The 12,364-nt window shown below is 72.0% G+C and carries 10 protein-coding genes; 1 reads left to right on the forward strand and 9 read right to left on the reverse strand.

The genetic code is table 11. The features are described 5' to 3' along the window. Positions 1-96: 96 nt before the first annotated feature. The 3 genes from ACFW3L_RS24825 to ACFW3L_RS24835 form a co-directional block, all read right to left on the reverse strand. A complete protein-coding gene (locus ACFW3L_RS24825) occupies positions 97-960 on the reverse strand; it encodes an SDR family oxidoreductase (RefSeq protein ID WP_378747097.1) in 864 nt (287 codons plus the stop codon). 220 nt (positions 961-1,180) lie between these two features. Then, a complete protein-coding gene (locus ACFW3L_RS24830; protein WP_378747104.1) occupies positions 1,181-3,316 on the reverse strand; it encodes a helix-turn-helix domain-containing protein in 2,136 nt (711 codons plus the stop codon). After that, positions 3,301-4,128, reverse strand: coding sequence for a 3-hydroxybutyrate dehydrogenase (locus ACFW3L_RS24835; protein WP_378747098.1), 828 nt, complete (start codon positions 4,126-4,128; stop codon positions 3,301-3,303). The genes ACFW3L_RS24830 and ACFW3L_RS24835 overlap by 16 nt, the downstream gene beginning before the upstream one ends. Positions 4,129-4,376: 248 nt before the next feature. Between ACFW3L_RS24835 and ACFW3L_RS24840 the strand changes: the two genes are divergently transcribed. Then, positions 4,377-5,687 (forward strand): alpha/beta hydrolase family esterase, encoded by a 1,311-nt coding sequence (locus tag ACFW3L_RS24840; RefSeq protein ID WP_378747099.1) that lies wholly within the window; start codon positions 4,377-4,379, stop codon positions 5,685-5,687. 82 nt (positions 5,688-5,769) lie between these two features. On the opposite strand, the gene ACFW3L_RS24845 is transcribed toward ACFW3L_RS24840, so the two are convergent. The 6 genes from ACFW3L_RS24845 to ACFW3L_RS24870 all read right to left on the reverse strand — a co-directional run bounded on the left by ACFW3L_RS24845 (position 5,770) and on the right by ACFW3L_RS24870 (position 11,535). Then, a complete protein-coding gene (locus ACFW3L_RS24845) occupies positions 5,770-6,015 on the reverse strand; it encodes a hypothetical protein (RefSeq protein WP_378747100.1) in 246 nt (81 codons plus the stop codon). 143 nt (positions 6,016-6,158) lie between these two features. Next, the gene (locus ACFW3L_RS24850; RefSeq protein ID WP_378747101.1) at positions 6,159-6,641 is read right to left on the reverse strand and encodes a MarR family winged helix-turn-helix transcriptional regulator; all 483 of its coding nucleotides are present in this window, start codon (positions 6,639-6,641) and stop codon (positions 6,159-6,161) included. A gap of 209 nt (positions 6,642-6,850) precedes the next feature. Then, positions 6,851-8,680 carry an AMP-binding protein gene (locus ACFW3L_RS24855; protein ID WP_378747105.1) on the reverse strand — a complete coding sequence of 610 codons (1,830 nt, stop codon included), beginning with the start codon at positions 8,678-8,680 and terminating at the stop codon, positions 6,851-6,853. Positions 8,681-9,346: 666 nt separating this feature from the next. Next, positions 9,347-10,018, reverse strand: coding sequence for a hypothetical protein (locus ACFW3L_RS24860; RefSeq protein ID WP_378747102.1), 672 nt, complete (start codon positions 10,016-10,018; stop codon positions 9,347-9,349). A 225-nt stretch (positions 10,019-10,243) separates the two neighbouring features. Beyond that, complete coding sequence (locus tag ACFW3L_RS24865; RefSeq protein ID WP_378747106.1) at positions 10,244-10,732, reverse strand: DUF6114 domain-containing protein; 489 nt, start codon at positions 10,730-10,732, stop codon at positions 10,244-10,246. Positions 10,733-10,803: 71 nt separating this feature from the next. Next, entirely contained in the window at positions 10,804-11,535 is a 732-nt protein-coding gene (locus ACFW3L_RS24870; RefSeq protein ID WP_378747103.1) for a DUF6230 family protein, read from the reverse strand. Between the last annotated feature and the right edge of the window lie 829 nt (positions 11,536-12,364).

A 12,364-nucleotide genomic window follows, 5' to 3' on the forward strand; every position in this document is an offset into this window, starting at 1 on the left:
CACCTCGGTCTGGCCGGTTTCGGGAACCTGACCGGCCTCCGGACCTGACCGGTCTCGGGATCGGGCCGCGCGAGTGCTCTCCGGACCTGATCATCGTCAGGGTTCGGCTCGGTCCGGGGTGAAGTCGGCGACGTGGTCGCGGGCCCACTCCCGGAAGCTCAGGGCGGGACGGCCGAGCACCCGCGCGACGTCCTCGGACACCTCCTCGGGGATGTCGACGTTGACGGTCCAGTGCTCGATGATCTGGTGGGCGAACTCCACCCCCACCTCCAGTGACAGCTCCACGAGGGCCTCGTCCAGCGGCTGCTCCTCCCACCGCGCGGGGATCCCGACCTCCTCCCCGAGCACCCGCACCTGGTCGGTCTGGCTGACCACCTCGGGCCCGGTGACCAGGTACGCCCGACCCGCGTGCCCGTCGTCCACCAGCGCCCGCACCGCCATCGCGGCCACGTCCCGTTCGTGCACCAGGGAGCGGGAGGCCGCGCCGAACGGGGCCCGCACCACTCCCCGGTGCACCTTGTCGGACCAGGCCAGCGCGTTCGTCGCGAGCCCGGTGACCCGCAGGAAGGTCCACGCGCGGGCGGATCTCCGCACGGCGCGCTCCACACCGCCCCACACGCCTCCGGTCTCCTCGGCGCCGGCGGCCGAGAGGTAGACCACCCTGCCGACCTCGGCGCCCAGGGCCTCGACCACCTCCGCCGCCCTCTTCGCGGCCGCATCGGTTCCCGGCCACACCAGGTAGGCGGCGCCCGCGCCCCTCGCCGCCCGCGTCACGTCCGCCGGGACGGTGACGTCCCCCGCGACCACCTCGACGCCTTCGGGAAACCGCGCCCGCTCCGGATCCCGGGTCAGCGCACGGACCGGCACCCCCTCGGCGAGCAGTCCCGCCACCACGTGTCGGCCGGTGTTGCCGGTGGCTCCGGTGACCAGGATCGGCTGGGACGTCGTGGGCTGGGTCATCGTGTCTCCCCTGTGGGTGGGCGCCGGACCCCGGGGCCCGGGGGTCTCCTCGACGGGACCCGGAGACCACTCCACTCCCTCAACCAATGTTGAGGTCAACCCCCCCGGGGTGCCGTGGACCCGGGAACGTCGGCACACCGGTACCCGGCCGGGCCGCCCGGACCGCACCGGGCCTCACCTGGAGGCCCCAGACGCGGGTCCCGTCGACGGTGCGGTCCCGTCAGGTGTGGTCCCGGTCGCCGAGCAGGTCCACGCCCTGGTCGAGCAGACCGTGCAGGTGCAGGGCGAGCTGTAGTTCCAGCGCACGGTCGGGGAGCTGCCAGTCCGCGCCGATCAGGTGACCGATCCGCTCCAGACGCTGCGCCACGGTGTTCACGTGGATGTGCAGGTCGTCCTTGGCCCGGGACAGGTTGCCCCCGGCCGCGAAGTAGGCGCGCAGGGTCTCCACCAGCAGGGTGCCCCGCTTGGCGTCGTACTCCAGGAGCGGTCCCAGTGCCGCCGTCACGAATCCGGGCACGTCCCGGTCCTGGCTCAGCAGCAGGCCGGAGAACCCGAGGTCGTCAGAGGTGGCGGCGTCTCCGTTCCGGCCGAGGGCGCGCAGGGTCTGGACGCACCGCACCGCTTCGGTGAACGCGTCCCGGAAGGTCTCCGGGCCCCGGGTGGGCCCGGCCGACCCGGTCGTCACCGGGCCGTTGGCGGCGGCGGACAGCTCCGCCGACACCCGTCCGCCGACCTCCGCCGGGTCGGAGCCGGGCAGCGCCAGCACCAGTCTGCCGCCCCGCGAGGCCGCGAGTCCGCCGACCGTCTCGGCGGCGAAGGCCGCCGCCGAACGCAACCGCTGCGGGTCTCCCCCCGGGGCCTCCGCCACCACCAGCACGTGCGGGGTGTCCAGGTCCGCGTGGAGCAGCGCCGCCCGCTGGCGCAGGGACACCGGATCGCGCGCGGGCACCTCCAGGAGTTCGTTGAGCAGGTCGCCGCGCACCCGGTGCTCGGTCTCGCTCACCGAGCGGCGGATGAGCAGGAGCAGCGCGGTCACCATGGCCGCCCGTTCCAGCACCCTCTGGTCGGTGTCGTCCAGCTCCACCCCGCGCAGGACGAGGGTGCCCAGGGGCTCGGCCCCGGCCGCCGCGGCCGCGACCCACGTGCCCCCGACCGACACGGCCCGGCCGCTGGCCAGGGAGGAACGTGCAGCCCCGGTCAGATCCACGCCCTCCTCGGGCCCGGAGCCCTCACCAGGTACGTGGTCGGTGCCCGGGTGCCGGAAGGGCTCTGGGGAAGGGCGGGCGGAGTCCCGGTCGGCGGGGAGGACCGGGGAGCGATCGGAGGGCCGCGGGTTCCCGCCCGAGCCCACCGACCCGCCGATCGTTCCGGGAGCGGTCACGCTGGTCACACCCTCCGGGGACGCCGTCACCACCTCGTCCGAGGTGCGGTCGTGAACGCACACCGTGCCGCCCAGGACCTCCGCGACGGCCGAGGCGACCTCCCGCACCCCTCCCCCACCCAGTACGAGGTCGGTGAACCTGTCGTGCGCCGCCGCCGACCTCTCCACCGACGCCGTGTGCCGCTGCAGGCGCTCGTTCACGGTGTGCAGCTCGTCCAGGGCCCGCCGGGTGTCGTCGATGAGGTTGGCGTTGTCGATCGCGATCGCGGCGTGTGTGGCCAGCGACGACAACAGCGCCACCTCCGAGTGGGCGAACGGCCGCTCCCGGCGGTTGGCGGCGAACAGCACCCCGACCCGACGCCCGTTCATCCGCAGCGGCACTCCGAGGATCGCGACCAGGCCCTCCTCCCGCACGGCGGTGTCGATGTTCTCGGCGTGCTCGAACCGGGGGTCCGCGAAGTAGTTGGCGGTCACGTACGGCAGCGACGTGCTGGCCACCAGGCCACCCAGCCCCTTTCCCGGGGCCAGCCGGAGCCGCTGGAAGGCCGCCGAGACCGACCCCGACGTCACCCGCATGTAGGTGTCGCCCGCCTCCGGGTCGCTCAGCGTCAGGTAGGCGACGTCCGTTCCGAGCAGGTGCCGTGCCCGCTCCACGATCGCCCGGAGCACCTGGTCGAGGCTGCGCATCCCGGCGAGGTCGTTGGCGGTCTCGAACAGCGCGCTCAGTTCCGACTCGCGCCGCTGCCGGTCCCGCAGCACCGCCCGTACCCGCAGCGCCGCCAGCTTGGCGTTCTCCAGCGCGGCGACCGTCTCCGCGCCCGAACCGTCCGAGCGCGCACGGAGCACCGGACGCTCGTACTCCACGGCCGGGGCGTCTCGCAGCAACAGCTCCAGGAAGAGCGCCTGCTGCTCGGCCCCCGATCTCTCGCGGGAACCGGCCTGAGGGTCAGGGGTGGTGTTCAGCTCGAGCTCCAGGCTCCGTCGATGGGCAGGGACGCCCCGTTGACGAACGACGCGTCGTCGGAGCACAGGTAGGCGACCATCTCGGCCACCTCCGAGGGTTCGATCAGCCGCTTCACCGGGGTACGGGCCAGCAGGACCTCCGAGATCACCTGCTCCTCGGGGATGCCGTGGGCCTCGGCCTGGTCCGCGATCTGCTTCTCCACCAGCGCGGTCCGCACGTAGCCGGGGTTCACACAGTTGGAGGTCACACCGTGTGGGGCACCTTCCAGGGCGACCACCTTCGAGAATCCCTCCAGCCCGTGCTTGGCCGCCACGTACGCGGACTTGTAGGCGGAGGCGCGCAGCCCGTGCACCGAGGAGATGTTGACGATCCGGCCCCACCCGCGCTCGTACATGTGCGGCAGGGCCCCGCGCACCAGGCGGAACGGCGACTCGACCATGAGTCGAAGGATGAGGGAGAAACGCTCGGGAGGGAAGTCCTGGACGGCGGCGACCGTCTGGACCCCGGCGTTGTTCACCACGATGTCCGCCCCCCGGGCGGCCTCCTCGGCGGCGTCCAGATCCGTCAGATCCAGCTCGACCGGCTCTCCCACACCCTGTTCAGCGAGCTCGGCCAGGGCGGGACCGTCGACGTCGACCATCCGGACGGCGGCACCGGCGGCGGACAGACGCAGGGCGCACGCGCGACCGATTCCACTGGCGGCGCCGGTCACCAGGGCCGTCCTCCCGGTGAGGGGGAACCGCGTGGTCTGGGGAGCGGGAGGGGCACCCGGCTCCGAAGGGGGACGGAGGGAGGGTTCGGACGGGAACTCGTGCGTCGTCATGCCAGCAAACTAGGTGCGGCTCGTGAACCGGGGGACGGGGACCGGAGACACACCCCGTTGGACGTCCATGTGGGTTGGGCCCATGTGCGCTCGGGGGCTGTGGGCTTCCCACGCGTCGGCGGCCTGTGATCGGCGTCTCGTCCACATGTCGCGTGGATCACATCGATTCTAGGCTTGCGGGCACCGACGCGACCGAACCACACGGTCGCCGATCGTCCCGCTCGCCGTTCGTCCCCCGGAGCCGCACCATGCACTCCTCCCACTCCTCCCCTCCCCCCGTTCACCACTCCCCCGCCGTCTCCGTCGCGCCCGCGTCACCCGGCGCCTCCGTGTCGTCCCGCCCCCGGCCGGGCCTCCTCCGGCACGCGGTACCCGTCCTCTCCGTGGTCACCGTGCTCCTGATGGCGGTGGCGGTGCTGGTCGTGGCCGCACCGCGGGCCTCGGCCGCCGAACTCTCCCCGGTGCCCGCCTTCGGCACCAACCCCGGCGCGCTCTCCATGTACGAGTACGTCCCCGACGACCTCCCCCAGGGGGCTCCCCTGGTCGTCCTGTTGCACGGTTGCACCCAGGACGCCGCGACCTACCACCGCAACTCCGGCTGGGCCGCGCAGGCCGAGGAGTCCGGTCTCGCCCTCGTCTACGCGGAGCAGCGGACCGCCAACAACGCCAACCGGTGCTTCAACTGGTTCGAGCCCGCTGACGTGGCCCGCGGCTCGGGAGAGGTCCGTTCGGTGGCCTCGATGGTCGAGCACGCCGTGGCCCGACACGGTCTGGACGCCGGGCGCGTCTTCGTCTCCGGTCTTTCGGCCGGCGGGGCGATGACGGCCGAGCTCCTCGCCGCCTACCCCGATCTCTTCGCTGGCGGCAGCATCGTCGCCGGTGTCCCGGTGGGCTGCGCCAGCGGCACGCTCGACGCCTTCACCTGTATGAACCCGGGCAGAACCCTGACCCCGCAGGAGTGGGGCGACCGGGTCCGCGCCAAGCTGCCGGACGGTGCCGACCCGCCCCGGGTGGCGGTCTGGCACGGGACCGCGGACCACACCGTGGTTCCGGCCAACGGGCGGGCCGGCGTGGCCCAGTGGGTGAACGTGTGGGGGCTGCCCAGCTCCCCGGACGGCGCTGAGGGTCTGCCCGGATCCACCACCGCCGAGTACTACGGCGGTGGTGGATCCGCCGACGCGGCGGTCGCGTCCTTCTCCGTGGCCGGGATGGGGCACGGAACCCCGGTCGATCCGGCGTCGGGCTGCGGCACGGCGGGGGCGCACTTCCTGGACACGGTCTGCTCCACCGGGTACACCGCGCGGTTCTGGGGTGTCGGGGGGATCAGCGGCGGAGAGCCGACGGAGACCCCCACGGAGGAGCCGACCGAGGGGCCCTCGGGAGCGTGCGTGACCGCGAGCAACTACGACCACGTCGCCCAGGGCCGGGCCGAACACCGTCAGGGCCGGGCCTACGCGCTGGGCTCCGGGGACCCGCTCGGTCTCTGGAACACCGCCGTGCGGACCTCGCTGACCGAGTCGTCTCCCGACCACTGGGACCTCACCCCGGGAGGTTGCTGAGTCGGGGAGGGCGGTCGCCGCCGCGAGGGCCGTCCTCGCGGCGGGCGGACCTCGCGGTGCGGCACGTGGGACCGTTGAGAGGTCAGAATCCGGTCCCCGTCCCCTCGGAGTCCCGGGCCAGGTGGCCGAAGTGCGCCGTCACGGCCCCCAGGGCGAAGTGCGCCGCCTGGTGCTCGGTCATCGGGACGATTCCGGCGGGAACCTGGATCCTGAACGGGAACTCGTCCTCGGGGCTGATCCGGAAGTCGTCGATCACCCCTTGCGAGAGCAGGAGGGTCAGGGCCTCGCGGACGTGGCCGTTACGGTTGTCTGAAGCCCAGATCGCCATGGTGCAACGGTAACCCGAAGAGGCCGGAAAGCCGGTGCGGACGGGCTTTCCGGCCCGTCCGCACGCTTTCCCCTCGGACCGTGGGAGGACGGGCACGACCCCCGTGGTGCCCGTCCTCCCGGCCGCTCCCCGAAGGGGGTCGACTAGGGATCCTCGACGCGGGCCTCGCCCGCGAGCACGTGGGCGGTCAGTCTGCGCAGCGCGAGTCTGGTCGCCTCGAACTCCTCGGGGGGCAGGTCGATGACCCGTCCGATGGCCTCCGGGATGCCCCTGGCGCGGGCCCGCAGCTCGGTCCCCGCACCCGTGGCGGTGACCAGCACCGAGCGTTCGTCGGCGGGGTCGCGTTCCCGGAACAGGAGGCCGTTGGTCTCCAGGCGTTTGAGCAGCGGCGTGAGGGTGCCGTAGTCGAGTTGCAGCACCGCGCCGATCTCCTTGACCGCGCACTCCCCGCGTTCCCACAGGAGCATCATCACGAGGTACTGGGGGTAGGTCAGGCCGAGCGGATCCAGCAGTGGGCGGTAGAGGTTCGTGACGGCACGCGAGGCCGCGTACAGCGCGAAGCACATCTGCTCGTCGACTGCCGGGAGTTCGAAGTCGCCCGTCGGGGCGGGGGATCGGTCGGGCATCGTTCCACATCGTAGTAACCACGCACCCGATGTCAAAGCCCACAATTGCCTTGCGCGCAAGCAAAAATGGGACACGGGGGACCATGCGTGCGCAACGGGCACCAAGCGCCTGCGCGAGGAGCCGAGGGGGTGACCACGGCCCCGATGCTCAGGCGCCAGTGGCCCGCCCCGTCAGCGGCCTGCACCGCCGACGCCCGAACCCCGCGGCGTCACTCCTCCGACTGGCCCGGAGTACTGCTCGGCAGCCGCCGCTTGACCACCTTCCCCGTGGCGTTGCGCGGCAGCTCCGCCAGGACCACCACGTCACGCGGCACCGAGAACCGGCCCAGGGCCTCACGGACGTGCATGCGCAGGTCGTACGGATCCACGGTCTGCCCCTCGTACGGCACCACGTAGGCGGCGAAACGTTGGCCGAACTCCTCGTCCGGGACGCCGGTCACCACCACCTCGCGCACCGACGGCATCGTCACGATCGCCTCCTCCACCGGCCTCGGGAAGACGTTCTCACCACCCGACACGATCATGTCGTCGTTCCGCCCGGCCACGTGCAGCAACCCGTGGGCGTCCACGTAGCCGCGGTCACCGGTCTCCATCAGCCCGTCCGCGATTCGTTTGGTGTTTCCGTTGGTGTATCCGTCGAAGAGCATTTCGTTGCCGACGTGGATGGCGCCCCTGCTTCCCCGCGGTACCTCCTCGCCCTGCTCGTCCAGCACGGCGATCCTCGTTCCGAGGGGAGGCCGACCCGCGGTGGTCGGGGCCAACCTGAGGTCCTCCGGGGTCGCGATCGTCGCCCACGACACCTCGGTCGACCCGTACAGGTTGTAGACCACGTCCCCGAAGGCGTCCATGAAGTCACTGATCAACTGCGGGCTCATCGCCGACCCGCTGCACGCCACGATCCGCAGAGTCGAGGTGTCGTACCGGTCCCGGGTCGACCGGGGCAGGTCCATGATCCTCCGCAGCATGACCGGCACCGCGAACAACACCGTGCACCGCTGTTCCTGGACCGTCCGCAGTACGTCCTCCGGCTCGAACAACCGCCGCATCACCAACGTCGCCCGCATCGACATGCCCAGCTGGACCCCGGCCAGCCCCCAGGTGTGGAAGACCGGAGCCGAGACGAGGATGCGGTCCCTGGAGTTCAACGGGATCCGCGACAGGACGGAGGCGGCGTCCTGGGGTCCCTTCGGTGTGGGCCGACGCGCCCCCTTCGGAGTTCCGGTCGTCCCCGAGGTGAGCACGATCAGCCTGCCGGGACGCTCGGGTGGCGGTGGATCCGCCTGCTCGTGCTGGTCGGCCCGGCCGGTTGAGCCGGGCGAGTCGACCCGGCCCCTCCGGTCGCCTTGTTTCGGCGCCCCGGCGACCAGGGGATTCGTTGGTCCCGGCCGACCGGAGCGCGCGGATTGCGTTGGCGACCCGGTCGAGCCGGTGGGCCCCGTGGACCCCGGCCCCTTGACGGGTATCCGAGGCCCCGGAACGCTCGGTTCGCCCCAGGCCGTCACCCGGGGGATCTCCGGAGGCAGGTCACGGTACAGCTCCTCGAACTCGGCGTCCGCGATCAGCAGCGACACCTCGTTGCGACTGACCACGTCGGCCAGGGGACCCGCGGCCAGTCCGGTGTTCAGGAGGACGGCGTCGGCACCGAGGCGACCGCAGGCGATGGCGGCCTGGACCAGCCCGCCGTGGTTGCGACACAGGATGCCCACACGGGTGTCCTGACCGACGCCGAGGCCGTGGAGGTCCCGGGCAAGCGCGCGCCCGAGCAGGTTCATCTCTCCGAAGGTCGTGCTTCCGGACTCGTCGATCAACGACACCTGGTCGGGCACGCGTTCACCGGCCGCGGCGTAACCTCCCGCGATGGTGGCTCCCCAGGTCCGCAACGCGCGGAGCTGGCGGACGATTCTGTCCGGACGCCCGGGGGAGAGGACCCCGGCCCGCACCAGGACCCGCGCGACCTCCAGCGTGTGTCGGAGCTTCGACGAGGTCGAGGGAGGGGGTGGCGGAGCCGTCGTCCCGGGATCCGACGGATCGGGCGGAATCGACCCGGTCGACGGGGTGGGCCGTTCCGGTGGGGTGGGCGCACTGCTGGCTGGGGACGCCATGAGGTCTCCGAGGGGGTACGGGGACGGGCGAAGCGGTCCGCGCCCTCCGGGGAGCCTTCGCCTCGTGACTCCACGGAGTACTGCGACCGTAGGCGAGGAGGCCACGGACTTTCTCCGTCGTCAGGTGAGTGACTACTGGTGCGTAGTTGTCACCGGAGAGTGGGTTCGCCGGTCGCCGGTCGCCGGTCGCCGGGCCCTGGCGCGGTCGGTGGGGGAGCGGCGGTGACCGGAGGTGTGGTCGGGTCTCGTGTCGCTGGGGTGAGACGTTGATGCCGTGGCGTCGTGGTGCGGCGGCGCCGGGGTGCCTTGCCGTGGGGGAGTCGAGGAGTCGCCGAATCGAGGAGTCGAGAAGTCGACACGGCCGGGGGAACGGTCCGAGGGGACGGCCGGGCCAGCGTGAGGCACGCGTGGCCCGGCCCCGTTCGTCGGTCGCGGACACGGCGGGGGGACGGGCGACCTCGCGGAGCGGGGAACCCCGGCGGGCGAGGCCGCCCGGTGGTGAGGGGAAGCCCCGGGGAGCCGCCCCTGGTGAGGGGTGGCCGGCCCCGGGACCGACCGGAGGAACGACGCGGCGCGGGGACCGTGCGGTACGGCCCCGCAGGATCAGCCGCTCACGGTGATGGGGCTCGCGGGGTCGTCCGCGTTGGTCACCGCGTAGGTGGCGGTGAATCCGGCCTCGCTGACGCTGGGGCAGCCGAAGCCCCCCTCCACGTCGACGGCGGTCGTGGTGTCGAAGGCCAACGTCGAAGCCGGGTCGCCGTTGGTCCACTCACCCTCGATCGGCGCGTCCGCGTCGGGGCTGACCGTGGCGGTGCAGGTGGCCAGACCGGACGTGTTCACCACGATCCCCGCCGCCGGGACGATCATGGTGGCGAGGGAGGGCGAACCGTGCTGCATCGTCATCTGCCAGACGGGGTCGTTCACGGTGACGGTCGCGTTCACGAGAACCACGTCGGTCGTGCAGTCCGTGAAGTTCGGGGCGTTGATGGGGCCGCCGACCGCGCCGTCCGGGTCGTGGTTGTCCGGAGCGTCGGGAACCAGGTTGTTGCCGTTGCCGGGGGCGGTCGCGGACACGTCACAGGTGATCGTGACGTCCCCGGCGGTGAAGACGGCCGATCCGACGAGTTCGGCGGTGAAGGCGGCGCCCGCGGGCTCGACGGTGGTCGGGCCCTGCTGCTCGGCGAGGGCGGGGCCGCCCCAGCTGAGGACGAGCGCCGCGACGGCGGCGACGGCCAGGCAGGAGCGGGTGCGGGATCTCGGTCGCGGAACCGACATGAGTACTCCTTGGGTGGGGTGGCCGGGCGGCTCGGGGGAGGGACGCCCGGCGCGACGGGGGGGTGTGCACGCGCCGAGTAGGTGGACGTCACTTGCCGGACGGGGGACCCGGGACGGGTGGACGGGGATGGGCAGGGGTGTGGTGCCCACTCGCCCCGGGGGGATCGGTGGCGGTCCTGGGCTTCGCTGACGCCCTGTTCGGTGTCTCGCGGACGGGCGGGCCGGTCAGGAGGCCGTGGGGTCGGGACCCCGCCCCGGGCGCGGAGCCGGGTCGGGAGGGCGGTCCGGGCCTGGGCCGGGGGCCGCGACTCCGGCTCCGGCCTCGGCGGGACGTGGGTCGGGATCGGGGGTCGGGCTCGGCTCCGACCCCGGCGGGGGTTCCTGTCCTCCGTGGTGCCTACGGCGACGACCGCGCCGTCGCCGGGGCGGTCGTGCGACGGGACGCCACGCGAAGGCCATACCGCCCCCGACCAGCGCCAGCAGGGTGCCGACGACGAGGCCGCCGAGGTTCGACAGGATCAGGGCTCCCAGGGCGATGAACCCGGCGAAGCTGCCGGTGATCACGTGTTGGTTCGGGGTGAACCAGGTGACCAGGCCCAGGACGACCAGCATTCCGCTGAAGACGAGGGTGGAGACGGCACCGATGCCGAGGTGGAGCATCAGCTCCACGGGGATCCGGGTGACCAGGACCATCTCGACCCCGGCCAGGATCATCAGCAGGCCCGCCAGGAACGGGCGCCGCCTGCGCCACCTGGTCCACGCCGCCCACGGGGGTCCGCCCCTTCTCAGAAGCACTCGGCGTCCCCTCGGGAGACTCCGAGGCTGAGGTTGTGGAGCTTGAAGGTTCCGGCGGAGGCGGCCCGCGCGGTCTGCTCCAGGCCCTCCACGTGGATGGTGTCGGACTGCATGCCGAACAGGTCCGTGTGGCCGCGTCCCGAGCCGAGGCCGTCGGGGCCCTTGTCGAGGGTGGAGGCGTCACGGCCGATCTCCATGTTGGTGAACTCGGCGTTGCCGTCCATCTGCTCCATGTCGATGACCAGGTCGGAGGCCTGAACCGGTGTGCCAGCGTCACCGGCGGTCAACATGAGGGAGATCGAGCCGACCAGGGGGAACTCCGTGGTCAGGACCGACTGGCACAGCCCGGTGATCTCGGCGGACCTGATCCCGGCCGTGGCGAGGGGGACCGGTTGGTCGCGGACGGTCGCGTTGACCCAGCCGAACTGGGTGAAGCCCTCACCGTGCATCTCGTCCGCCGCGATCTTGAACTGCTGGCCGGAGATGCTGAACGAGGCCGCCAGGGCCCCGCTGGCCATGGCGACGAGGATGCCTCCGACGGCCGCGCCCGCAGGGACGCAGAACAGGGCGAACCGCTTCCAGCTGGTGTGACTCCCGGGGGACTCCACGGTGTTCGAGGCGGGGGTGGGGTCCAGGGTGCCGGAGGGGACGGATGCGGGGGAGGAGCGGGGACCGGTCGGGTTGGCGGCGCTGTGACGGTCATCGGGGGAGGGGGAGTCCATGCGAGTCCTTCCAAGGGTGCATGGCCGCGTTGCGCCCGCCGTTCCCCCGAACTTCCGGCACGCGGCCCGGCCTGACCCTCTCCGTGTGGGCGGGGTCGAAGCCAGAGCATTTCTTTCGGTGACGCTGCACATCATGTATCGGGATCGACAGGATGACAAGGGAGCCACGAGAATTTTTCGCGCTTTCTCGAAACCCGGGACAAAGGAGCGGGTGCTGCCCAAAGTGCGGCTCTGACGTGCGGGAATGATGGAAGGATCATGTTGGGTGCCGTCGGTCTGGAACGGTCGATCATGGAAGTGGAGGGGCCTCGGATATGCGTCTCCCTTTGTCATCGTGATGAGGAATACCCGGGACGGACTTCCTCAATGGGGTGAGTGAAAATGGTTCCCGAGGGGACACGGAAGCGGGGAGTGCCGCATGGGAGCAGCTGCCCGCGACGAACGGGGGAGGGGCAGGCGGGTGGCGGGAGACCGCGGACGGAACCAGAGGAACGGGCGCGCGTACGCGCGCGGGTCGCGGGTCAACGTGCGGGGCAAGCGGGGCAAGGTGGGGTCCGCTGGGCGGCGAGGAGTGGCAGAGGAGACCCCCCCCTGGGGGTTGGGGCCGGTGACCGGGGACACAGGGGTTCGGTTTGCCTGGGGTCTGGGCGGGGGGTAATGTTCTCCAGGTCGCCGCGAGACGGTGAGCGGCCCGCGAGGGTCGACTCGAAGCCGGGTCGCGATCTCAGACATCCTCTCCGAAACACAGCGGTTCGAGCACTGCTCGGGCCATGTAAACTCGGAGAGTCGCTTCAAGGAAACGAGCAAAAGCCGCAAGGCAGCAACTCGG

This window comes from Nocardiopsis sp. NPDC058789 (assembly GCF_042745575.1).
In the GTDB taxonomy this organism is placed as follows: Bacteria; Actinomycetota; Actinomycetes; order Streptosporangiales; family Streptosporangiaceae; genus Nocardiopsis; species Nocardiopsis eucommiae.

Bases quoted from the DNA above. Each gene is read 5' to 3' on its own strand.
- ACFW3L_RS24825 (WP_378747097.1), bottom strand. From the start codon at position 960: ATGACCCAGCCCACGACGTCCCAGCCGATCCTGGTCACCGGAGCCACC.
- ACFW3L_RS24835 (WP_378747098.1), bottom strand. From the start codon at position 4,128: ATGACGACGCACGAGTTCCCGTCCGAACCCTCCCTCCGTCCCCCTTCG.
- ACFW3L_RS24840 (WP_378747099.1), top strand. From the start codon at position 4,377: ATGCACTCCTCCCACTCCTCCCCTCCCCCCGTTCACCACTCCCCCGCC.
- ACFW3L_RS24845 (WP_378747100.1), bottom strand. From the start codon at position 6,015: ATGGCGATCTGGGCTTCAGACAACCGTAACGGCCACGTCCGCGAGGCC.
- ACFW3L_RS24850 (WP_378747101.1), bottom strand. From the start codon at position 6,641: ATGCCCGACCGATCCCCCGCCCCGACGGGCGACTTCGAACTCCCGGCA.
- ACFW3L_RS24860 (WP_378747102.1), bottom strand. From the start codon at position 10,018: ATGTCGGTTCCGCGACCGAGATCCCGCACCCGCTCCTGCCTGGCCGTC.
- ACFW3L_RS24865 (WP_378747106.1), bottom strand. From the start codon at position 10,732: ATGATCCTGGCCGGGGTCGAGATGGTCCTGGTCACCCGGATCCCCGTG.
- ACFW3L_RS24870 (WP_378747103.1), bottom strand. From the start codon at position 11,535: ATGGACTCCCCCTCCCCCGATGACCGTCACAGCGCCGCCAACCCGACC.